This is a genomic window from Psychromonas sp. KJ10-2 (genome assembly GCF_047323255.1).
Taxonomy (GTDB): domain Bacteria; phylum Pseudomonadota; class Gammaproteobacteria; order Enterobacterales; family Psychromonadaceae; genus Psychromonas.
Genome location: NZ_CP178827.1, coordinates 1,483,427 through 1,505,531 on the forward strand (window position 1 = coordinate 1,483,427; position 22,105 = coordinate 1,505,531).

The window sequence follows — 22,105 nt, forward strand, 5'->3', positions numbered from 1 at the left end:
GTATCACTCTTTCCCAAGTAAGGGAATAAAGAAACTATTTAAACAACCTACACATCATTAGGAGCAACAAATGGAACTTTCAGGACTAACAGCTGTATCACCAGTTGACGGCCGTTACGGTAGCAAAACTGCAATTTTGCGCGATATTTTTAGTGAGTTTGGTCTAATCAAATTCCGCGTACAAGTAGAAGTACGTTGGTTACAAAAACTAGCTCAAACAGACGGTATCGCAGAAGTTCCTGCTTTCTCAGCTGAAGCAAATGCACACCTTGATGCTATCGTAGCTAACTTCGGTGAAGCTGATGCACAACGTGTTAAAGATATTGAAGCAACAACTAACCATGATGTTAAAGCGGTTGAATACTTCTTAAAAGAGAAAGTAGCTGACGTTGCAGAGCTTGATGCAGTATCTGAATTTATTCACTTTGCTTGTACTTCAGAAGATATTAATAACTTATCTCACGCGCTAATGTTATCAACGGCTAAAAACGACGTGATTTTACCTTACTGTAATCGTGTTGTTGATGCGATTAAAGAGAAAGCGATTGAATACAAAGCAATGCCTATGATGTCTCGTACACATGGTCAGCCAGCTTCGCCTACTACACTAGGTAAAGAGATGGCAAACGTGGTAGCACGTCTACAACGTCAAGTTAAGCAAATCGAAGCGACTGAGCAACTAGGTAAAACTAACGGTGCTGTAGGTAACTACAATGCTCACCTAAGTGCCTACCCAGAAGTTAACTGGCAGGGTTTTGCGGAAGAATTTGTAACTAGCTTAGGTGTTACATTTAACCCGTTCACAACGCAAATTGAACCACATGACTACATTGCAGAGCTATTTGATGCAATTGCACGTTTCAATACCATCCTTTTAGACTTTGACCGTGACGTTTGGGGTTACATCTGCCTAGGTCACTTTAAGCAAAAAACCATTGCTGGTGAAATTGGCTCTTCAACAATGCCACATAAAGTTAACCCAATTGACTTCGAAAACTCTGAAGGTAACTTAGGTTTAGCGAACGCTATCTTCGATCACCTAGCAGCAAAACTACCTGTTTCTCGCTGGCAGCGTGACCTTACGGATTCTACGGTATTACGTAACCTAGGTGTTGCTATCGGTTACTCTGTGATCGCATATGAAGCAAGCCTAAAAGGTATCAGCAAGCTTGAAGCAAATGAAGAAAACATGTTAAAAGACCTAGATGCAAACTGGGAAGTATTAGCTGAGCCAATCCAAACGGTAATGCGTCGCTACGCAATCGAAAAACCATACGAGAAACTAAAAGAGCTAACACGTGGTAAACGTGTAGATGGCCCTGGCATGAGCGAGTTTATCGATACACTAGAGCTACCTGAAGCAGTTAAAGTTGAACTAAAAGCAATGACACCAGCTTCTTACATTGGTCAAGCTGTTGAACTTGTAGAGAAAATGGCTTAATACGCTCATTAAGTTTAATTAATAAGAGGCAACCTTCGGGTTGCCTTCTTTATTGTATTAAACACACTTAATGTCATCGGTATTATTTCTCTACAACTACGTTAGCATCATTTTTCTTAACGCTAAACAACCAATCTAAAAATGGTTGTAAACTACTATAACAAGCTAATCCCACAGAGCAGACAACAATGGCAACGGCCATCTGGAAAGTTAAAGTTTGGTCTAAAATCCATATCGCTAACAATACCGAGACTACAGGCACTAACGCCATAATTGCTGATGCTGACACTGCACCTAACTTACTGATGCAGTAACTCATACAAAATAACGCTAACACACTAACAATTATGCCTTGATATACACCTTGCAAAACAATTTCAGAAATTGGTGCAATACTTAGGTGACTAGGTAGAAAAAACCAAATTGGCGTAAAAAATAACGCATTAATAATAGGCACAGCAAGCATAATCGTCTTAATGTGGATCTGCCATATCTTCATTGAAACAGAATAAAAAGCGATAAAGAAAGCCGCTAATAACAACCATAACAAAGCACTTAAACTTGCCCCACCACTGCTCGTAAAAAGCAAACTGTTAGCAACTAATATCAGAGCAATTCCCAAGTATTGAGTACGTCCTAAACGCTGCTTTTCCCATAGGTACAAAATCAATGCGCACATTATCGGCATAGTGCCATTAATAATCACTCCAGTATTCGCGGCATCTGAAATTAATAAACCAATCAAACTCGCGCAAACATATAAAGCACCACAACATAGGCTACAAATAATAATAGGTAAGGTGAAAATAGACTTAAGTGAAGCTTTGCTAAACAATGCATATAGAATAACAATTGCCGCCGCTGTTAAAAATCGTACACCAGTGACATCCCACACAGTTAAAGAGTGTGATAACCCCCATTTAGAAATAATGATCCAACCAGACCAGATCATCACCACAACTAAACCAGCGAGCAAACCAGTGGCTTTATTAAACTTAAGCGATCTTTCCATTATGCTTCCTTGAAAATGAACCAATACGAGGCTAAATTTTATCAACATTAACACAAAAATAGTCTTTTAATGCTGAATATCTAACAGCGCAGCGGTATCGCTACCCTGCTTATAAACGACCTGTTACACTCCGAATTATTTTACATTGAAAGGCGCGACAACATGTTTGAACTTAATTTTGAAATTAACCAGTTTTTAGATACTTACTGGCAAAAGAAACCCGCTTTACTCAAACAAGGTTTTATCGACTTTCAAGATCCAATTGCTCCTGATGAACTAGCTGGCTTAGCGATGGAAGAAGACCTAGAAAGTCGCTTAGTTTATCAAGAAGATGACCAATGGCACGCTGAATGTGGTCCATTTAAAAGCTTTGAACGCCTAGAAAAAGATGGCGCGACTTTACTAGTTCAAGCCGTTGACCATTGGCACCCTGATGCACAACAACTAGTCCGCCCTTTCCGCTTTCTACCTAACTGGCGTATAGATGACCTAATGATCAGTTACTCTACTCCTAAAGGTGGCGTTGGTCCTCATATTGATAACTACGACGTGTTTATCATTCAAGGTGAAGGTAAGCGTCACTGGCGTGTGGGTGCACGTCAAACATTACCGGAATTTGCCGCACATGGTGCACTAAAGCACTGTGGTGAATTTAACGCGGCCATTGATGTAGAGATGGAACCAGGTGATATTCTATATATTCCAAGTGGTTGCCCGCATGAAGGCTATGCTATTGAACCCTCTTTAAACTACAGCGTTGGCTTCCGAGCGCCGGATCAAAACGACCTACTGAGTAGCTTTACCGATTACAATATCGATAACCATGACAATGCATTACGTTACACTGATATTCCAATGCAAGTGCGTGAGAAACCAGGTTGTATCGAAGACACTGAATTAAACAAGTTACATCAAGTGATGCTCGCTAACTGTAAAACACCAGAGCACCTTATTCCTTGGTTTGGACGTATGATCAGTGAAGCAAAACATGACTTAGATGTCGCTGCACCTGAGTACCCACTAGAAAACAAAGAGATCCTTGAGTTTTTAGAAGACGGTGCGCAATTCACTCGTTTAGGCGGATTACGTGCAGTTTATTTTGAGCAAACACCCAAGTTAGTGTTTATCAATGGTGAAGAGTATGACTTTTCTGGATTTACAGAACTAGCACATTGCTTATGTGACCAAGATGAAGCAGCCAGCGAATTACTGACTATCTTTAAAGATGAAGAAGCGGCACTCACTTTGTTTACTAAGTTAGTGAACCTAGGTTACTGGTATGCCGAATAAGCAGTAAAGTTAACTAAACATCGCTTGCTATCGATTAGCGATGTTTAGAAACAGTCTTTAATAAGCGCTAAACCCACAGTCCTTTGAACCATCCCCAAATACCAAATGAAAAGTTAGGAATAAGGTTAATACCTAAGGCTGACTTTATTAAATAAACAACTAACAATCCGACTAAAGTGCAAAATATCATCAGTATCGTTAACATAATCGCTTTACTGATCAGTGATAAATTCTGCTCTTGTCTTGATAATTTCCGAAAGTTTTTACCTGCCAAAAATACATAATAAAAACGTCGTTGATAAAGTGGAATTTTAAAAGTGCCGCGTAAATCAATGCTATGTTTAGCCCAACTACGAGAGCTTAAAATAGTAAATAAGTGAGTCAACTGCTCTTCATTAAAACTATCAGCAACCGACTTAGGCATTTTGCTTAATAAATTAACAATAGTTTGCTCATCTTTAATATTCTTTTTTAAATTAGCCAACGCCACACCCTATTAATATGCTAAATGTAAATTACAGTCACTAAATATAGCGTAATATTAACACTTTATAGCAATCACACTAATAAAGGCTGCTATTTTGCAGTTTTAAATAACTGACTATTTTACTGTAAGCTATATTTTCTCTAGGCAATACCAAGCATATTGCCAATTAAACTTGTTCAATCAGGGAATGACATGCAACTTAACTTTTCAGAACACAGCGCATCAGAACGTTACCATTTAATGACTCAAACCGTGATACCACGCCCTATCGCTTGGGTACTCACCGAATCAGATGGCTCACCGAGCAGCTTTAATTTAGCGCCATTTTCATATTTTACCGCGGTATCAAGTGCCCCAGCTTTATTGATGCTTTCTGTAGGTAAAAAGCTTAATGGTGACCCTAAAGACACTCTGGTTAATGTGTTAAAAAATAAAAAGATGGTGATTCATATAGCTTCCGACCAACAAGCTGAATTGGTAACTCAAACGGCCGCCACCTTAGCGCATGGTGAATCTGAGCTAAATAACACTTCTTTAACCACCACTGACTTTGCAGACTTTTCATTACCGCGTCTCAATCAATGTGATATTGCTTATGCCTGTGAATTATATGAAATTAAAGAGATTGGGGATGCACCACAAACGTTAATATTTGTAGAGGTTAAACACCTTTATGTTAGTGATAGTGTGATTAACAAAGAACAGACTGACCGTATTGATATTTCAGCAGAAAAAATCAATCCACTCGCTCGTTTAGGCGGTGGTGAATATGCGTCTATCACAGCACCATTTAAATTGAATAGACCAGATTAACTAGCGGTTCTGTTAGATAATTCGGCGAGACTGCCAATAGTGTTTACGCCAGTAAGGATTAGAAAGTGAAGATATTTTTGTGCCCTTGCTGGTTGAAACATGAAAGAACTCATTGTTTCCCATATAGATACCAACATGACGAGAAGTTCGACTGGTTTTAAAAAGACTAAATCACCGACTTTTAATTGACTTCTCTTAATTGAATAACCTTTTTAGCTTGGTATTCCGTGGTACGAGGCAAAGGAATATTAAAGCTATTCTTAAACACTTGCTGCACTAAACTAGAGCAATCAATGCCGCGTAAGGTGTTACCGCCTAATCGATAAGGACTCCCCACCCAATAAGTGTACTCACTGCGCAGAATCGCATACAGTAAATCGTCGGGTTGCATATTAGGTTGTTTAGCTGAAGTTTGCGCAGAGAGTTGAATACTTGCCGGTTGCGCTGACACGGTTTGTTGTGATGTTGGTTTTTCAGGAGAAGAGCTACAAGCTGCAATAAAATAGAGCAAGGATAATAAACTAAAGTGGCGTGAATAACTTTTCCATAGCCTCAACTGCATTTGCTCTCCTTAATACCAATCATAGTAAGTAACTGATCCATTTTACTTGTTAAAACAACTTATTTTTTCGTTGTAAGTTTCGTATAGGGAACAACCATTTACATCAACTTACGCCTCAAACTAAGCCATTTTTCCGGCGCAAAATTTAGATCAGTTATTTAATACAATTGGTATAGCTTATAAAAAAGGGGCTGACGCCCCTAATATTCATGATCTATGTTATACAGTTTAGCCTAAAATAGTCGCTAGCTCTTTACTGATAACATCAACAGCTTGTGTACCATCAAATTTATGATGAGCGCCGTTACCTTGAGCCGCTTCATTTTTGTAGTAAGCGATTAAAGGTGCTGTTTGTGTGTGGTAGATATCTAAACGTTTACGTACTGTCGCTTCTTCATCATCAGGACGGATAGATAGGTCTTCACCTGTTACGTCATCTTTACCTTCCACTTTTGGTGGGTTGTAAACGATGTGGTAAGTACGACCAGATCCAGAGTGAACACGACGACCCGCCATACGTTTAACGATCTCTTCGTCTGGCACATCAAATTCCAATACAAAATCAACAATCACGCCAGCAGCTTTCATTGCATCAGCTTGTGGGATAGTACGTGGGAAACCATCTAGTAAGAAACCTTTAGCACAATCATCTTGTGCAATACGTTCTTTAACCAAACCAATAATTAAGTCATCAGAGACTAATTGGCCTGCATCCATTAATTCTTTTGCTTTTAATCCAAGCTCTGTACCTGCTTTAGCAGCGGCACGTAACATGTCACCCGTTGAGATTTGTGGGATACCATATTTATCCATCATGAATTGAGCTTGTGTCCCTTTACCGGCACCTGGAGCACCTAATAAGATAATACGCATTCTAGCTTCCTATATAATTAATAAATTCTACTGCGAAATTTACACCGTTGAGAGTAAATTCACAAGATTATCAACAAAAAAGGCCTGCATAAGCAGGCCTTTAACACATTTATGTGTTGATTAAGCGCTTCATTAAGCGATTAATAACTTGTTAATACGAGCAACAAATTCAGATGGGTCATCTAAGCTACCTTTTTCAGATAGGATTGCTTGTGCTAACAATAGCTCAGCCCATTCTGCAAATAACTCTTCATCAGCCATATCTGCTAATTTAGTGATCATTTCGTGCTCTGGGTTAAGCTCAAAAATTGGCTTGCTATCTGGTACTGGTTGACCCATTTGTGCCATTAGTTTAGCCATTTGCGTGCTCATGTCATCGCTATCAGCAACAATACATGAAGGCGTTGACGTTAGACGTTGTGTTAAACGTACATCTTTAACTTTATCGCCTAGTACTTTCTTAGTACGTTCGATGAAGCTAGCAAATTCAGTCTCTTGTTTCTCTTGCTCTTTCTTCTCTTCTTCAGTGTCTAATTTACCTAAATCTAAATCACCTTGTGTCACGCTGATAAACGCTTTACCGTCATACTCTGGTAAATGGCTTAATAACCACTCATCAACGCGATCTGATAGTAATAATACTTCGATACCTTTCTTACGTAAGATCTCTAAGTGTGGGCTGTTTTTAGCCGCATTAAAGCTATCTGCAGTGATGTAGTAGATCTTATCTTGCTCTTCGTTCATGCGAGAGATGTAAGCATCTAGTGAGGTAGTTTGATCAGCTGTATCTGTTTCAGTTGAAGCAAAGCGGAACAGTTTAGCAATTTGCTCTTTGTTACTTGGATCTTCAGCTGGACCTTCTTTTAATACTTGGCCAAACTCTTTCCAGAATGCGTTGTATTCTGTTTCATTTTTCTTAGCAAACTTAGTTAACATAGTTAATGCACGCTTGGTACAAGCACTACGTAGCTTAGTTGTTACACGTGTATCTTGTAGGATTTCACGTGATACGTTTAGTGGTAGGTCATTTGAATCTAACACACCTTTTACAAAACGTAGGTAAGTTGGCATGAACTGCTCAGCATCGTCCATAATAAATACACGTTGAACGTATAGTTTTAGGCCATGTGCTTTTTCACGGTTCCATAGGTCATACGGTGCACGTTTAGGAATGTATAATAAGCTAGTGTACTCTTGCTCACCTTCTACTTTGTTATGAGACCAAGTTAGTGGATCTTCAAAGTCATTGGCGATGTGCTTGTAGAACTCTTTGTATTCTTCGTCTTTTAAATCACTTTTAGCACAGTTCCATAGAGCTGTTGCTTTGTTGATTGATTCCCAAGCTGCTTCAACGGCTGGTACTTTCTCGCCATCAGGGCCTTCAGACTCAGGCGCAGCGTCTTTAAACATTTGTACAGGAATGCTTATATGGTCAGAGTATTTAGATACAACGCTACGTAGTTTGTAGTCGTTGAGGAATTCAGTTTCGTCATCACGAAGGTGTAAGATGATTTCAGTACCACGATCAGCTTTTTCAATGTTAGCAACGGTGTAATCAGCTTCACCTGTTGATTCCCAAGTTGTACCTTGAGATGCATCATCACCCGCTTTACGTGTGTTAACCGTTACTTTATCGGCAACGATAAATGCAGAGTAGAAACCAACACCAAATTGCCCAATTAACTGTGAATCTTTTACTTGGTCGCCTGATAGTTTTTCGAAGAAATCGCTAGTACCTGATTTAGCAATCGTACCTAAATGCTCGATCACTTCGTCACGAGTCATACCAATACCGTTATCACTGATAGTGATCGTTTTTGCTTCTTCATCAAAGCTTAAACGTACACGTAGGTCCGCATCGTTTTCAAATAGGCTACCGTCAGATAGTGCTTTAAAGCGTAATTTATCTGCAGCATCTGCAGCGTTTGAAACAAGTTCACGTAGGAAAATCTCTTTATTTGAGTATAAAGAGTGAATCATTAATTTAAGAAGTTTACCAGTGTCAGCACTGAAAGCATGGTTTTGTTGCTGTTCCATATTTCTATTTCTCTCTTAATTAAGGGTTACTACTAATAAGTTAATTAATAGATGGAGACAGTTAATTGGATTTCAAGAGGAAATTTAATTTTTTTTGGAGTTGTTGTTGAGGTAAGGGAAAGTTGGATCAAACTTGAGGTGATTTTTGTTGGGTTGGGTAATTGAATTACTCGTCTCCATAATCTTCGTGAGGATGCGTAGTTTGTTAATAATTGTACGGTACGGCTAGTCTGCGCTCGTCGGATCACGTTGAGACTTTTGGCTTTGGATTTCGCCCTGTCGGCGACTCTACTTTTTCTTATCAGAAGAAAAAGTAAGCAAAAAGACTGACTCCGAATCGCTTTCTTAATCCAACCAATAAAGGGCTTTCTAAACGCATCAGTTCATACGGCACGTCCATGTGTCGGATGAACTTACAGCAAACGTCCTGTTTGCTGTAAGTGAGTTAAGAAAGCTAACGTTAAAGGTACAGCATTGTTTGGATTCGTTGGCGAGTTATCGCATAAAGGAAACTTGTCTATTAATAAATATTAAGCAGGTAATACACCAGCTGTAAAAATTTGATTTAACGCGCGAAGATCGCAATTATATCCGAAATTAGCATCACACCATTCTTCTTTTGTGATATCAGGCCATTCAAAATCAAAGTGAATAACATTCAAAGCAATAAGCTCGACACGGAACCAATACTGGAAAACCTACAACCTGCCGAAACAGAGGAATAAATTACTTAGCACTTATTTTTCAGCACAATATAACCAACAAAAAACTAGATAAAACATTAAATAACGCTTAGTTATTTGACGAGTAATTTATTCATTATTTTAAATACTTTAATAAGGAACGTTAATCAAGCTGCACCAAAAGTGAACAATCTAAATAAAAAACACGCCACAAAGGTGAAAATATAAAGGTTTTTTAAATTTAAAATTAAAAATGATAATTAATTTAAAAGCCAAATTGACGCTTTTAACTGTTTATTTATTTTTAGCAAAAAACAGAGAAAAAATACAACAAAACAAAAAACTTTCCATCATATTCAAAACAAACAACAACAGAATAATAAACTGCAATTTAACCATAAATAAGCATTATAGACTAAAGCAAAACTGCTAGAGTAGTTGATAGCAAAATAACATTTACTAAGATGAGAAGCGCTTTAGATAAACTAATTAAAATTCTGTGTGTTGGCATATAACCTGCTCTATCAGTCTAGTTAGCCTAATTATTTTGATGCATTACTATTTGAATCTCAGCATGATTAAAACAGTGCAACTGAGCCGTTAGGCAATAATAAAATACACTCTACTACCAATGGGAATATCAATATGGAAATTAAAAAACCTTACCTATTATTTTTAGGCGATGCACAAGATCCTCTAGCAGCTAAAGTTGCACAAGGCATCAAACAATGGCATCCAGAATACTGTGCTGGTCAATTCCGTATGGAAGATTGTCAAGCAGACTGTGGTTTAACAGACATGGATATTGCACAAGCAAAAGCTGCGGGTGTTAAAACATTAGTGATTGGTGTTGCTAACCGTGGTGGCATTATTTCAGATAACTGGTTAACAGTCTTAAAAACAGCGCTTGAAGCTGGGATGGATTTAGCATCGGGCTTACATAACAAGTTAACTGATATTAAAGAACTTAAAGAATTAGCTGATAGCTTAGGTCGTAACTTATTTGATGTTCGTTTCCCAACCCAAACATTTCCTGTTGCAAGTGGCTTAAAGCGCTCTGGTAAACGTGTATTACAAGTGGGTACAGACTGCTCAGTGGGCAAAATGTACACCGCATTAGCACTTGAAAAAGAAATGTTAGCACAAGATATGAAAACAAGTTTCCGTGCAACGGGCCAAACAGGTATTTTGATTAGTGGTTCAGGTGTGAGTATTGATGCCGTTGTGGCTGACTTTATCGCCGGCGCTGTTGAAACAATTGCACCAGCAAACGATACCGATCATTGGGATGTTATTGAAGGCCAAGGTTCATTATTCCATGCTTCATTCTCAGGAGTTACCGCAGGTCTTATTCACGGTTCACAAGCCGATGCACTAGTTTTATGTCACGAACCAACACGTGAACATATGCGTGGTCTGCCAACTTACCCACTTCCTGATTTAAAAACATGTATGGAACTTAACCTAACAATGGCCCGCATTACTAACCCGGCGGTTAAATTTGTTGGTATTTCAGTGAATACGTCACAGCTTTCTGAAGATGAAGCTAAAGCATACCTAACGAAAGTTGAAGCAGAATTTAATCTACCTGCTGTTGACCCATTCCGTGAAGGTGTTAGTCGTATTGTTGAAGCATTAGCAAAAATTTAAGGGCTGAATAATGAAGGTTAACCTACTAGACGAAAGCTGGCTTATTGAAGGATCTTTTACTATCTCTCGAGGTAGTAGAACTCATGCCAATGTTGTTGTAGTTGAACTGCAACAAGGTGAACATACTGGTCGTGGAGAATGCGTTCCCTATGCTCGCTATGATGAATCAATCGAGTCAGTGATCGCTGAACTGGGGGCTTTAGAAGACAAGATAGTAGCCGAGGTTAACCCGACAAGAAATGCAATCCTTATTACCCTCAGGCGCTGCACGCAACGCATTAGATTGCGCCTACTGGGATTTAACTTGCAAACAATCAGGCCAACGTATTTGGCAACAGCTTGAAGTTGCACAGCCTGAATCAGTCATTACTGCTTTCACATTATCTTTAGACACACCAGAACGAATGAAAGCAGCGGCAATAAAAAATGCACACAGACCATTGCTCAAGTTAAAACTTGCAGGTGAAGGTGATGTGGAACGTGTTGCAGCTGTTCGTGAAGGTTCGCCTAATGCACGTATTATCGTAGATGCAAATGAAGGTTGGAATGAAGCACAATATTTAGAGATGGTGCCAGAGCTCGTAAAATTAAACGTTGAAATGATTGAACAGCCTTTTCCGGCAAGTGATGATGGGGCTCTAGCCCATTTACCTCGACCAATCACACTTTGTGCCGATGAGTCTTGCCATGACAGCAGTAGTTTAAAAAATATTATTGGTCGCTACGACATGATCAATATTAAGCTGGATAAAACCGGTGGCTTAACAGAAGCCATCGCATTAAAAGAAGAAGCAGAGAAAGCAGGATTACAGATTATGGTTGGCTGTATGGTTGCAACATCGCTTGCAATGGCACCTGCTTTTATCGTCGCACAAAACGTTCAAATTGTAGATCTTGATGGGCCATTATTACTGGCTGAAGATCGTCAATCAGGCATCCAATTTGATGAAAGTCTAATGAATGTTTACCAAGCAGCGCTTTGGGGTTAATTCATTAACAAGAACCCAAATTTTAGGTTAATGAATTTAGGTTATCTATTTTATAAATAGCGAGAATTAGATTACCGCTATATTACGAGGATTAAATGATGGGACGTATTGTCTACCTAGATGGTCAATATTTACAAGAAGATGAAGCTAAGGTTTCTATTTTCGATCGTGGTTTTCTTTTTGGTGACGCTGTTTATGAAGTAACAGCAGTGATTAATGGTAAATTAGTCGACAACGATGGCCACATGATTCGCTTACAACGTTCATGTAATGAATTACAAATTGAATTACCTGTGGCATTAACAGACATCACAGCGATTCAGAAAGAACTCATTAAAAAAAATGCGCTTAACGAAGGCGGTATTTACTTACAGATCAGCCGTGGTTCTGCTGGCGATCGTGACTTTGGTTACCCTGAAAATGTGAAGCCAACATTAGTGTTATTCACTCAAGCGCGTGAACTATTAAATAGTCCAAAAGCAACGAAAGGCATGAAAGTGATTACTACTGAAGATATTCGTTGGAAACGCCGTGATATCAAAACAGTGGGGTTATTGGCTCCATGTATGGCTAAACAAGGTGCCATTGAAAAACAAGTTGATGACGCGTGGTTAGTTGAAGATGGTTACATCACTGAAGGCAGTTCAAATAATGCTTATATTGTGACGCAAGACGGTGTGTTAGTAACACGTCCATTAAGTAATGACATTTTACACGGTATTACGCGCAAAGCATTACTTGAACTTGCTGAGAAAGAAAATATCAAAATTGAAGAGCGCTTGTTTACGGCTGAAGAAGCGTATCAAGCGGCAGAAGCATTTGTTAGTTCAGCCACCACTTTTGTATGGCCTGTGATTGAAATTGATGGTCACACTATCGGTGATGGTAAACCAGGTAATGTAGCGAAAAAATTACGTGAAATTTACATTGAGTTAGCAACAAAAACAGTTAACTAAGTACAAGTAAGGATGCACAAGCTTAAAGTGCTCAAGTAATTTTTATACCAAAAATCAATATTATGAAAGGCAAATAGAAGTCACTATTTGCCTTTTTATTTGTTTTTTACACCTTTAAAAAATGCATCGATATCAGACCCAACATTCACTTCATTTGCAAACCACGGATGTAACTTCATTAACACTTTTATGTGTGTTATGTCCTGCCCGTAGACTAACGTCTCAACAGTCCCCCCGTTTGCAGTCAGAGCCTCTTCCATTAGTTTTTGATTAAAGAGACCTACCGTAGTATCACCTTCAGAATGAATGAGCAGCGCAGGCGGCTCATTGCCAATAAGGTGATTTTCTATCCTCATATCATTGAAATTTTCTTCGCCAAAAATATCGATATATTGCTGTTCTTTAGGTGTGAAATTATAAGGTCCTGCAATACCCGCCACCGCTTTAATAATAGAGGTTGGTTGATCCTCAGCAGCTAAGTATTGGTCGTTAAAGGCAAGCATGGCTGCAATGTAAGCACCAGCCGAATGGCCTGTAATAAACAGTTGCTCGGCATCGCCACCAAATTTGTTTATATGTTGATTTACCCAAGCAACGGCTTTTGCACCATCTTTGATAAACGCTGGATATTTGACCTTAGGGTAAAGTCGGTAATTGGGAATAACGACCACGTAACCTTTATCCACAAAACTATCGGCAACAAAGGTAAAATAGTCTTTATCACCCCAACTCCAACCACCTCCATAAAAGAACACCAATACAGGGCGTTTAGTATCTGCTTTCCAGTCTTTGTTACTATAGATATCCAGCTTTAGATCATGGCTTTGATCAAAAACGACATCTTTCTCTGTTTTTAAGTTGGATGATAATGAGACGGCAGTATTGAGTATTTTAAGCTCAGTAGCCGCGCTGTCTTTTATGAATGAGAAGATAAGAATAGCAACTGGGATCAAAGCAATAAGCAGTAATAGTTTCTTCAATGGGACACTCATTTGTTAGCGACTAAATAAGGTATTACGTAGCTTAGCACGAGGAGATCATTATCCGTTGAGATTTAGTGCTGTTTTAAGGTAGCTGAGACTAACGAGATGAAATAAGAAGCCGCCTAAACAGCAGCTCAGCTATCAAGAGGCTTCTGTAGGCTGTATTAATTGAATACTGAAATCGATGGTTTACTAGGCATCACTTCAAATTCATGGGTAAGCTTTTTATTTTTATCCGTCGCCACAAAGTCATAGTTCTGTGATGTCATATCATCACTAAATAGCGCAATATTAAAATCAACTTTAGCCGAGTTTGAAGTTAATGCATAGCGGCCCATAATGGTCACCTGCTCGATGCTTTCACCTGCAGTATGTCTATAGTTATTAGCTGCTTCATGTCCTGTTGTTGGCTCTAACAATAATCCGTCAATCACAAATTTATGGCTATCTTCCATTAAATAGACATTCTGCTTAATGGTTTCACTGATCAAATCACGGTGATTATTAAACTCTTGAATAGTGACATGTTTATCATCATTATCATCAACACCTTTAAAAGCTGACATGGGTAAAGACAAAGCAATATAAACATTAGTACCAATGAAACTTAATGTGCCATGTTGCGCAGCCATTAAGTGAGCAAAGCTGGTGTTGGGCGTTGTTAAACATAACGCACAAGCTATACCCAGTAGCCCTTTTTTCATTGATTTCATTTTATTTTTCATTTTTTAAACCTTTATTCATTCAAATTTTTCCTTTCACGCAGCGTTGAAAGTAAGGGTAACTATCTGTTACATAATAATGGTATATACCCTTAGGGAACTCTGGTGTGACACCAACTTGCCCATTACATTCATCTAGATCACCTAATCCTAGTACATATTCCCAATCTTGCTGAAAAGTCCCCAAAGGATAAATATCAACTGAAGGTCGACTATCACTTATTTCACTAACCAATTGATAACTGCCTTTCATCAACTTGATTGCAGAGTTGGCATCAGCGGGGTTTGAATATCCATAACGCGCATAAATAGGAAATCCGTCAGCAGCCCAACCAATTAAGGTCATGGTTTTTTTATTACCGCCTCGATTGGTAATAAAACCTTCAGGTATGCCGTGATAATGATAAGTTCCATTATCCTGTACATGTGCATTGTTTTGATCGAGACCAAAATCAAATACATCTTGACCAATACTTTCAATATTCCACTGTTCAGCTTTATTGTTAACACCACAGTTATTATCAATATCTCGACACGTAGAGCTAGAGCCAACCGCCATTTTCACACCATTTAACAGCATGCCAATAACAGAGTGTGAGCGACCAAAAGTAGTCGTGACATTGGTTTTCACTGGGGTTAAGGTATAACTCTCGAACACAGATTGTTGCAAAATTGTATAGGCGTTATTAGCATTGGGAAATCTCCCAACTTCATGGTCGGGTATACCATTTGCGTCTAAATCTCGTGAGTTTCCATCACATGACCAATAAGCCACACTATTTGCTTCTACTGATTTTGACGTGTTGTATTGGTTATATTGATAATCACATAACACACCAGCAGTTGATTGATCTGGTTTAATCTTTGATAAAACAGATTGATGCTTATCACCACATGCACTTAATAAGATTAAGACAATACAGGCTAATAATACGTTTAAAAATTGATAAGCAAACATGCTGCTTAGATCCCCCTCATTATTAATATGGTGAAGCTTAACTATTAATTGTGCAAAGACTGTGCACATTGAAAAATAGTTGCTTAATGAAGAGCGAAGGGATTAAAAACAGAGACCCCTTTCAAAAATAAGGGCCCTGTTTTTTTAACTGAATATGTTTTTTAACTTAATATACTCTTTAAATTAATAAACAAGAAGTTAAGATGAAGTGGCTAGTGCAGGTCTTTTTTGTACCATAGCACTTGCGGCTATTAAGGTGAACGCACCGAGTAATTGTATTTGTGTCATCTCTACACTTAAAAATAACCAGTTGATAAAGATGGCTGCAACCGGGAAAAACATCTCCGCTAAGGTCGCCCAATGTGCAGGAATACGCTTTAACCCCTGGTAGTAACAATGCATACCTAACACACCTGACAATAACGCTAACATGGCAATTTTTTGCAATACAGTCAACTCAATACTTGTTATCAAGGTGGGAGCCATAAATGCAAATGGCAACATGCCTAATAGGCCAAAACTAAAACGACCAGCCATAATATCCAAACTACTTAAGCCCTGTGTACTGAGCTTTTTGCCAAACACAGTTGCACTGCCCCAACTAACTACTGCAAATAGTGCCAAACCGTATCCCCACAATGCTTGTTGACCATGTTCTAAATCCCCTTCTTTCAGGCTGATTAATAACGTTTGAAGGTCCGGCCAAATCAACAACAAGCTACCTAAAATAGCCAGACCTAACCATAGGAAAAAGCGAGAATCTATTTTCTCCTTCAACAACACACAGGCTAGAGTGACAGCCACTAAAGGTTGTAGTTTTTGAAGCAAAATCACAACAGTAGGGTTAGACAAATAAAATGCTTCGGTAAAAGCTAAAGTGCCTAAAGCAGATCCCAAAATACCAACCACCATAAAAGGAATTAAGGTTTTTCGAGAAATAAAGTTGAATGAGCGACGTTTGTAAATAAAGATGCCAGCTAATACAGCAACTAATATTAAATGCTCGAATAACACAATTTGTTGTGCACTAGAGCCGCCAAATAAGAGTGGATAACGAATTAACGTATCTGCGGCCCATAATAAGCACGCAAAAAATATAAAGGTAATACCTGTCATTACAATTCCTAAACTAAAAAGGAGAGAAAGACAGAGCGTAGGAAAGAACATTATACCGTCCATATCAAATAACTAATCCATTTACTTTCTGGAATAGTTTTATTAATCGTAACGATATTATTCAATAGTATTTACACTAAAGAATTGAATAAATAACTTACAAAAACTGCAGCGTAATATCTCCTCATCAAAATAATGAAGATCAATAATTTCTACAAGAGATCGAACTAGCTTCCCCTTGTTATCGTATAAAAAGGGCAAATGGTTGATGTTTCTGTATGCTATTTATTCTCGATCTTCTTCCATCCGGACTATAACCGTCGGCTTTGGCCTCTCACCAAATCTGCTGACCCTAATATAATAATAATACCAATCATAGTAAGTAACTGATTCTATTTTACTTGTTAAAACAACTTATTTTTTCGTTGTAAGTTTCGTATAGGGAACAACCATTTACATCAACTTACGCCTCAAACTAAGCCATTTTTCCGGCGCAAAATTTAGATCAGTTATTTAATACAATTGGTATAACTCATCGTATTAGGCGCTCGTGGGCTGTTTCACTGATACAAATTCATAACGTGAAAATACCACCGGTGGGGAATTACACCCCGCCCTGAAGTCGAATGACTCATACCAATTAACTAACTATTTTACTTACTAATATAATTGGTATATCCGCCACTATATCAATAGCAGCGGTTAAGTCATGGTTGATAATAATAAGCTTTTAGAAAAAGACAAGCGAAATACTTAAATCAGATGTTAAAGAAACAGTTAAAAGTAGTAGAAAGCAAAGTATCTTAGCTTGAAGCTTGACTGGTCCAAATAGTTGGATTGGATTCAAAGATTAAATTTGGGGTTGTTACAAATAATTGTTTAGCGATATTTTCACCTAACTCATCGCTCACAGCTAAAAAAGCTTCTTTCATTTTAGAAGGACGACGCTTCAAATTATGCATATCCGAAGCAACAATCGAGGCGTCATTATTCCTCAGCATATCCCATGCTATTTTCTTTGACCTTTCACCAAAATCACCGATGATTGAAGCCGCCGTGACTTGAAATAAACAATCTCGCTCTTTGAAAGGAAGCAATAAACCTGATGACTCCCAAACGCCTCTATTACGCTCAGGATGTGCAATCATAGGCAGTATATTTTGTGCTATTAACCAATCGACTAATTTCTCACTACCTGGAGGAATATGGCTATGAGGAAACTCCAATAATAGCAAATCCTTCCCATGCCACTTACCCATAAAAGGTAATTGCTGAGTATTAGCCAGCATCATAATTTCAGGGCATATACGTACTTCTGCCGCATAGGCGAGGGATATATTGATTGAAGGGTTTTCTTGTACAGCGGAAGTTAACTGAGTGAAAGCTTGTTGGATACTTGATAAGTCATTATCGAAAGTCCCCAAATGAATATGCGGTGTCGCTAAAATTTTACACACACCGCTATCAATAGCACCTTCAATGAGTTGCAGGGAATCGGTTAATGAACGAGCCCCATCATCAATCCCCGCTAAAATATGACTGTGTAAATCAATCATTATTCCACTTGTACGAACACATAGTTATATTATTGACCATAACCATAATAGCCTTCGTAATCTTCTTTATCGCCTTTTTTAATATCAACTCTATTTAATACAATGCCGTCTATATGAGAATTAACTTGCATTAAACGAGAGATACCTTTTTTAACGGCAGCTTGCTTCGTAGAATCAGATTGAACGATATAAATAACAGAGTCCGCACGCTTAGATAACACTAACGCATCACTTACTGCTAAAGTAGGCGGTGAATCGATAACAATACGATCGTACTTCTGTTTTAAAATCGTCATTGCCGCATCAAACTTCGCACCTGATAATAACTCAAGTGGATTACTTGGTATAAAACCAGATGGTAAGATATCAAGCCCAGAAGCTTCATCATGTACAATCACATTCTCAAGTTTTTCAGTTCCTGAAATCAAATTAGATAATCCCGCTTGATCAGCCCCTAATTTAAATACACCAAGGAAGCTTGGGCGACGCATATCCGCTTCAATCAATAAGGTTTTCTCAACTTGAGACATAGAAAGAGCAATATTAATTGATGTAGTTGTTTTACCTTCACCTGGAATAGATGAAGTAACTAACACCACTTTATGTTGATCATCGATATGTGAAAGCATAAACCCAGTACGTAAAGTTCTGACGGCTTCTGAGAACGCTTTATGCTTATCATCAAAAAATGCATGAGGCGATAAAGTTTGTTTACGCTTTAATTTAATCAGAGGTAATAACCCTAATAAACGCAATCCTAACTTAGATTCGATTTCTGCAGCCGTTCTAAACGTATCATTTAAGGCATCAATAACAAATGCATAGATAACCGCAAAAGCAAATGAAGCTATAAAGGCTAAAATCACAAGTAGTTTTTTATTAGGTTTAATAGGTGCTAAGGGTGTTTCTGCTTGATCCAATATTTTAGCTTGCTCAACATCAAGGTCACTAGTGACTTCAGTCTCTTTATAACGCGTTAAAAACGTATCATAAAGGCTTTGGTTTGCTTCTACTTCACGCTGTAACCTTAAATACTCTTGCTCAGTACTAGATATGTCTTGGTATTTACGTTTCTCTTGTTCAAGCTCTCTAATAAAACGTCGCTCGTTATTCTTAGCTGCTTGTAATTCTTTAGCAAAGCCCCTAACTATCTTATTCGCTTGTTGCTTGAGCTCTTCTTGAATCGACTCCAATTGTGCTTTCGCGGCAACCAATTTAGGGTGTTTAGCACCGTAACGGAAACTTAGTTCAGAAACTCTTTGCTGTGCTTGATTTTCAATATTTTTAACATTAGTGATAAGCGGGTGTTCACTAATTTCAGGAATACTCATCAAATAATTTATGTCGTTGCCATTAGCATTGCTAACAAACAAATACAGTGTTTCTGCTTCAAATCGAGTTTGTTTAGCGCGTAAATAGCTTTCCGTTAGACTTTCTAATTCATCGCTAGCAATACTCAGTACACCCGCCGCATTCAGGTCAATTAAATTCTCTTTAACACGGTAATCGTCTAATGCATTAATTGAATCTTCAAGGTTAACACGTAGCTCTTCTAACCTAACTTCCAACCAATCGGCAGCTTTTTTCGTTGAAGTGGACTGCCCTAGCACCTCTTGATTTATATAAACATCAGCAACGGTATTCGCAATAAGTGCTGCTAACTTAGGATCTTTTGCTTCGAAAGAAATATCAACAAGCTGTGTATTACGAATAGGTGTAATGGTTAATTTTGATTGAAACGCATCAATTAATAATACCTTCTCACTTCTCGCTTCCAATGGTTCTTGTTTTTCTTCAACGTTAAACTCAGCAGGTAAATAAGACTTAACGTATTTCGTTAACTCATTAATCAAGCTAACTTCGTTATCATCGGGCATAAACTCTTTGTTGTTGGCTAGATTGAGTTTATCAATCACTTGCTCTGAAACTGAGCGTGACTTTAAGATTTCAAATTGCGTTAAAAAGTAGTCTTGGCGGCTTGTATCTAAAGGCAACACAGAGTCAATTGAAATCGTATTATCCGTACTGGTTTTTATTAATAACGAACCAGTTGCACGATAAATAGGTGTGATTCCTGTAACAAAAATAGCAACAAGAATAGTGATCAATAAAGAAAAACCTAAAATCTTCCATTTAGCATTCATCACCACAGCCCAATAAGCTTTCAAGTCAATGACTTGTTCTTGTGAATTTAGAGGTTTATTAACTGATTGCATAATTTTTATCGCCCAATTTTTTGCTAAAAGAAGCTCTGTTTAATAGTAATAATATCGCCCGGTGAAACGGCATAGGTTAACTTAACGTTTTGCTCACCTTCTGTTTGTGATTTTTTAACATATATTTTTGAAACCGATGCGCGATTGGTTAACCCACCAGCTAACGCGACAGCTTGATCAACATTCAAGCCAGGCTGATAAGGATAACCACCTGGTTGATTAACTTCACCGTGAATATAAAACGAACGATAAGTCATAATATCGACCTGCACCGATGGATTTAATAAATAATCACCGGATAGGCCATCATGAATAATTTTTTGAACCTCTGGGACTGTTTTCCCAGTAACTGAAACTAGACCAATAAAAGGGAAATTAATATTTCCATCATCATTAATGATTGTCTCAATAGTTAGATCAGGCTCATCATAAACGAGTATTTTTATTTCATCCCCAGCATCTAAACGATAGTTATCAACTTCAGCGGCAGGTAAGTTAAAGGAGAAAAAAACATAAAAAGTACAAAAATATAATTCATCATAAAGCAACCACAATCCCTAGATTAACTGCATTTTTATCGTAACTAATGTCAGTTTCTGTTGAGTTTTTATCAGTAAATTGATATCCCGCTTGGAGTTTTATCCAGCGAGTTACCGTGTAATTTAGATTTAAGGCTAAATTTTTAGTTTTATCGTTACGGCTAAAGCCAATATAGTCCTCATCTGTGTAAGAAAAACTTAAACTTGTATCAAAGTCCTCCGTCCAAGACTGCTTCCAAGCTAATCCACTATTAATTTCGAGAATATAATCACCAACCGTGCTTGAATCTTCAGCTGCTCGACTAAAGCTAATATCAAAAGTAGAGTATTCTTGCGGTTTCCAAGTTGCACCTAATTCTACTGTGTTACCGGAGAAATTTTCACGGCTTTCAGATTCAAAGGTTTTATATTGATAACCAACCTTAGCTGTTGCTGTCGTTTTGCCTAAGCCTAACCACCTAAAACCAACTAATGCACTTGAATCCCTATTATCACCGCTTTCTTCCCCCACTTCTAATTCATCATATTGAACGTCAGTTGTGGACACATCAAAGGTTAAATAAGTGACGTTGCCCGCTTGATAATCAGCATCAGCAAAAAAGGTAAGCTTACTGACATCATCAAATCGAGTGGTAACAATGAAATTACGGTAATCTACATCTGAAAAGTTAACACCACCACCAATACGCATTATCGCGTTGAGGCCGCCAAATTGATAATAACCTCTTGCATTAAGCTCATTGTATTTAATCGGTTGATCAAAAAAGATGAGTTGCCTTCACTAAGTCCACTACCTCTATCTTCATGTAAATTAGCATAAGAAAGACTGAAGTCAGTGCGGTGCCTATCGGTATATTCAGTGTGTGCTAATAAGCTTAAAGTGTGATCCGTATAATTATCTTCACTGCCATTTTCATAAGAGGCTGAAGTTAAACGGTAAGATCCACCATAACGATTAATACCATCATCAACACCAAACCTTATAGAAGGGGTTACGATATAAATAGCAGAGGAGGTTGTATCATCCTCTTGATCATAAATATTATCATCGTATTTAACACTTGCAGATACTTGAGGAACAACCATAAAACCATCAGTAACTTTGATAGGGGCTGGGTCAAAGCTTTCTGCAAAAGCGTTAATAACAAACACAGGAGAAATCGCTAAAAAAATTGAATATTTCACTTTTTTCATCCTTAAATAAAGCGCTCATTGTTAACTC

General features: G+C 38.1%; 20 protein-coding genes and 1 pseudogene. 6 read left to right on the forward strand and 15 right to left on the reverse strand.

The window, feature by feature from the left end; all coding sequences use genetic code 11:
• Positions 1-70: 70 nt before the first annotated feature.
• Positions 71-1,441, forward strand: a complete 1,371-nt coding sequence (purB, locus tag ACLKL2_RS07095) for an adenylosuccinate lyase (protein WP_113818993.1) — start codon at positions 71-73, stop codon at positions 1,439-1,441.
• An 82-nt stretch (positions 1,442-1,523) separates the two neighbouring features.
• Here the strand turns inward: purB and ACLKL2_RS07100 are convergent, their stop codons facing one another.
• A complete protein-coding gene (locus ACLKL2_RS07100) occupies positions 1,524-2,453 on the reverse strand; it encodes a DMT family transporter (RefSeq protein ID WP_413693868.1) in 930 nt (309 codons plus the stop codon).
• Between the two features lie 162 nt (positions 2,454-2,615).
• On the opposite strand from ACLKL2_RS07100, the gene ACLKL2_RS07105 reads away from it, so the two are divergent.
• Entirely contained in the window at positions 2,616-3,743 is a 1,128-nt protein-coding gene (locus ACLKL2_RS07105; RefSeq protein ID WP_413693869.1) for a JmjC domain-containing protein, read from the forward strand.
• A gap of 67 nt (positions 3,744-3,810) precedes the next feature.
• Here the strand turns inward: ACLKL2_RS07105 and ACLKL2_RS07110 are convergent, their stop codons facing one another.
• Positions 3,811-4,227, reverse strand: a complete 417-nt coding sequence (locus ACLKL2_RS07110; protein ID WP_413693870.1) for a 3-phosphoshikimate 1-carboxyvinyltransferase — start codon at positions 4,225-4,227, stop codon at positions 3,811-3,813.
• A gap of 195 nt (positions 4,228-4,422) precedes the next feature.
• Between ACLKL2_RS07110 and ACLKL2_RS07115 the strand changes: the two genes are divergently transcribed.
• Positions 4,423-5,043 carry a flavin reductase family protein gene (locus ACLKL2_RS07115; protein ID WP_413693871.1) on the forward strand — a complete coding sequence of 207 codons (621 nt, stop codon included), beginning with the start codon at positions 4,423-4,425 and terminating at the stop codon, positions 5,041-5,043.
• A gap of 12 nt (positions 5,044-5,055) precedes the next feature.
• Here ACLKL2_RS07115 and ACLKL2_RS07120 read toward each other — a convergent pair whose 3' ends face one another.
• The 4 genes from ACLKL2_RS07120 to htpG all read right to left on the reverse strand — a co-directional run bounded on the left by ACLKL2_RS07120 (position 5,056) and on the right by htpG (position 8,515).
• Positions 5,056-5,166 carry an NlpC/P60 family protein gene (locus ACLKL2_RS07120; protein ID WP_413693872.1) on the reverse strand — a complete coding sequence of 37 codons (111 nt, stop codon included), beginning with the start codon at positions 5,164-5,166 and terminating at the stop codon, positions 5,056-5,058.
• Between the two features lie 58 nt (positions 5,167-5,224).
• The gene (locus tag ACLKL2_RS07125; RefSeq protein ID WP_413693873.1) at positions 5,225-5,605 is read right to left on the reverse strand and encodes a C40 family peptidase; all 381 of its coding nucleotides are present in this window, start codon (positions 5,603-5,605) and stop codon (positions 5,225-5,227) included.
• Positions 5,606-5,833: 228 nt separating this feature from the next.
• Positions 5,834-6,478 (reverse strand): adenylate kinase, encoded by a 645-nt coding sequence (gene adk / locus ACLKL2_RS07130; RefSeq protein WP_113818641.1) that lies wholly within the window; start codon positions 6,476-6,478, stop codon positions 5,834-5,836.
• A 132-nt stretch (positions 6,479-6,610) separates the two neighbouring features.
• The gene (gene htpG / locus ACLKL2_RS07135) at positions 6,611-8,515 is read right to left on the reverse strand and encodes a molecular chaperone HtpG (protein WP_413693874.1); all 1,905 of its coding nucleotides are present in this window, start codon (positions 8,513-8,515) and stop codon (positions 6,611-6,613) included.
• A 1,328-nt stretch (positions 8,516-9,843) separates the two neighbouring features.
• Between htpG and dgcN the strand changes: the two genes are divergently transcribed.
• The 3 genes and pseudogenes from dgcN to ACLKL2_RS07150 all read left to right on the forward strand — a co-directional run bounded on the left by dgcN (position 9,844) and on the right by ACLKL2_RS07150 (position 12,793).
• Positions 9,844-10,848 carry an N-acetyltransferase DgcN gene (gene dgcN, locus ACLKL2_RS07140; RefSeq protein ID WP_413693875.1) on the forward strand — a complete coding sequence of 335 codons (1,005 nt, stop codon included), beginning with the start codon at positions 9,844-9,846 and terminating at the stop codon, positions 10,846-10,848.
• Between the two features lie 236 nt (positions 10,849-11,084).
• Positions 11,085-11,837: pseudogene (gene dgcA / locus ACLKL2_RS07145) on the forward strand (N-acetyl-D-Glu racemase DgcA); the annotation flags it as partial.
• Between the two features lie 95 nt (positions 11,838-11,932).
• Positions 11,933-12,793, forward strand: a complete 861-nt coding sequence (locus ACLKL2_RS07150) for a D-amino-acid transaminase (RefSeq protein WP_413693876.1) — start codon at positions 11,933-11,935, stop codon at positions 12,791-12,793.
• Between the two features lie 95 nt (positions 12,794-12,888).
• On the opposite strand, the gene ACLKL2_RS07155 is transcribed toward ACLKL2_RS07150, so the two are convergent.
• The 9 genes from ACLKL2_RS07155 to ACLKL2_RS07195 form a co-directional block, all read right to left on the reverse strand.
• A complete protein-coding gene (locus ACLKL2_RS07155; protein WP_413693877.1) occupies positions 12,889-13,773 on the reverse strand; it encodes an alpha/beta hydrolase in 885 nt (294 codons plus the stop codon).
• A gap of 167 nt (positions 13,774-13,940) precedes the next feature.
• Entirely contained in the window at positions 13,941-14,501 is a 561-nt protein-coding gene (locus ACLKL2_RS07160; RefSeq protein WP_258546859.1) for a hypothetical protein, read from the reverse strand.
• A gap of 19 nt (positions 14,502-14,520) precedes the next feature.
• Entirely contained in the window at positions 14,521-15,456 is a 936-nt protein-coding gene (locus tag ACLKL2_RS07165) for a YHYH protein (RefSeq protein WP_413693878.1), read from the reverse strand.
• A 198-nt stretch (positions 15,457-15,654) separates the two neighbouring features.
• Entirely contained in the window at positions 15,655-16,572 is a 918-nt protein-coding gene (locus ACLKL2_RS07170; protein WP_413693879.1) for a DMT family transporter, read from the reverse strand.
• 803 nt (positions 16,573-17,375) lie between these two features.
• Entirely contained in the window at positions 17,376-18,128 is a 753-nt protein-coding gene (locus ACLKL2_RS07175) for a tyrosine-protein phosphatase (RefSeq protein WP_413693880.1), read from the reverse strand.
• A gap of 29 nt (positions 18,129-18,157) precedes the next feature.
• A complete protein-coding gene (locus ACLKL2_RS07180; RefSeq protein ID WP_413693881.1) occupies positions 18,158-20,344 on the reverse strand; it encodes a GumC family protein in 2,187 nt (728 codons plus the stop codon).
• Between the two features lie 23 nt (positions 20,345-20,367).
• Positions 20,368-20,892 carry a polysaccharide biosynthesis/export family protein gene (locus ACLKL2_RS07185; RefSeq protein ID WP_413693882.1) on the reverse strand — a complete coding sequence of 175 codons (525 nt, stop codon included), beginning with the start codon at positions 20,890-20,892 and terminating at the stop codon, positions 20,368-20,370.
• Entirely contained in the window at positions 20,882-21,574 is a 693-nt protein-coding gene (locus ACLKL2_RS07190) for an outer membrane beta-barrel protein (RefSeq protein WP_413693883.1), read from the reverse strand. The genes ACLKL2_RS07185 and ACLKL2_RS07190 overlap by 11 nt, the downstream gene beginning before the upstream one ends.
• Positions 21,574-22,068 (reverse strand): hypothetical protein, encoded by a 495-nt coding sequence (locus ACLKL2_RS07195; RefSeq protein WP_413693884.1) that lies wholly within the window; start codon positions 22,066-22,068, stop codon positions 21,574-21,576. Before ACLKL2_RS07195 ends, ACLKL2_RS07190 begins: the two co-directional genes overlap by 1 nt.
• Positions 22,069-22,105: the final 37 nt, after the last annotated feature.

What these genes read in the sequence shown, in the direction of transcription:
- ACLKL2_RS07170 (WP_413693879.1), bottom strand. Translation starts at nt 16,572, where the DNA reads ATGACAGGTATTACCTTTATATTTTTTGCGTGCTTATTATGGGCCGCA.
- ACLKL2_RS07190 (WP_413693883.1), bottom strand. Translation starts at nt 21,574, where the DNA reads ATGCGTATTGGTGGTGGTGTTAACTTTTCAGATGTAGATTACCGTAAT.
- purB (WP_113818993.1), top strand. Translation starts at nt 71, where the DNA reads ATGGAACTTTCAGGACTAACAGCTGTATCACCAGTTGACGGCCGTTAC.
- ACLKL2_RS07175 (WP_413693880.1), bottom strand. Translation starts at nt 18,128, where the DNA reads ATGATTGATTTACACAGTCATATTTTAGCGGGGATTGATGATGGGGCT.
- ACLKL2_RS07100 (WP_413693868.1), bottom strand. Translation starts at nt 2,453, where the DNA reads ATGGAAAGATCGCTTAAGTTTAATAAAGCCACTGGTTTGCTCGCTGGT.
- ACLKL2_RS07160 (WP_258546859.1), bottom strand. Translation starts at nt 14,501, where the DNA reads ATGAAAAATAAAATGAAATCAATGAAAAAAGGGCTACTGGGTATAGCT.
- ACLKL2_RS07105 (WP_413693869.1), top strand. Translation starts at nt 2,616, where the DNA reads ATGTTTGAACTTAATTTTGAAATTAACCAGTTTTTAGATACTTACTGG.
- dgcN (WP_413693875.1), top strand. Translation starts at nt 9,844, where the DNA reads ATGGAAATTAAAAAACCTTACCTATTATTTTTAGGCGATGCACAAGAT.
- ACLKL2_RS07120 (WP_413693872.1), bottom strand. Translation starts at nt 5,166, where the DNA reads ATGGGAAACAATGAGTTCTTTCATGTTTCAACCAGCAAGGGCACAAAA.
- adk (WP_113818641.1), bottom strand. Translation starts at nt 6,478, where the DNA reads ATGCGTATTATCTTATTAGGTGCTCCAGGTGCCGGTAAAGGGACACAA.
- ACLKL2_RS07150 (WP_413693876.1), top strand. Translation starts at nt 11,933, where the DNA reads ATGATGGGACGTATTGTCTACCTAGATGGTCAATATTTACAAGAAGAT.
- ACLKL2_RS07165 (WP_413693878.1), bottom strand. Translation starts at nt 15,456, where the DNA reads ATGTTTGCTTATCAATTTTTAAACGTATTATTAGCCTGTATTGTCTTA.
- ACLKL2_RS07180 (WP_413693881.1), bottom strand. Translation starts at nt 20,344, where the DNA reads ATGCAATCAGTTAATAAACCTCTAAATTCACAAGAACAAGTCATTGAC.
- ACLKL2_RS07125 (WP_413693873.1), bottom strand. Translation starts at nt 5,605, where the DNA reads ATGCAGTTGAGGCTATGGAAAAGTTATTCACGCCACTTTAGTTTATTA.
- htpG (WP_413693874.1), bottom strand. Translation starts at nt 8,515, where the DNA reads ATGGAACAGCAACAAAACCATGCTTTCAGTGCTGACACTGGTAAACTT.
- ACLKL2_RS07115 (WP_413693871.1), top strand. Translation starts at nt 4,423, where the DNA reads ATGCAACTTAACTTTTCAGAACACAGCGCATCAGAACGTTACCATTTA.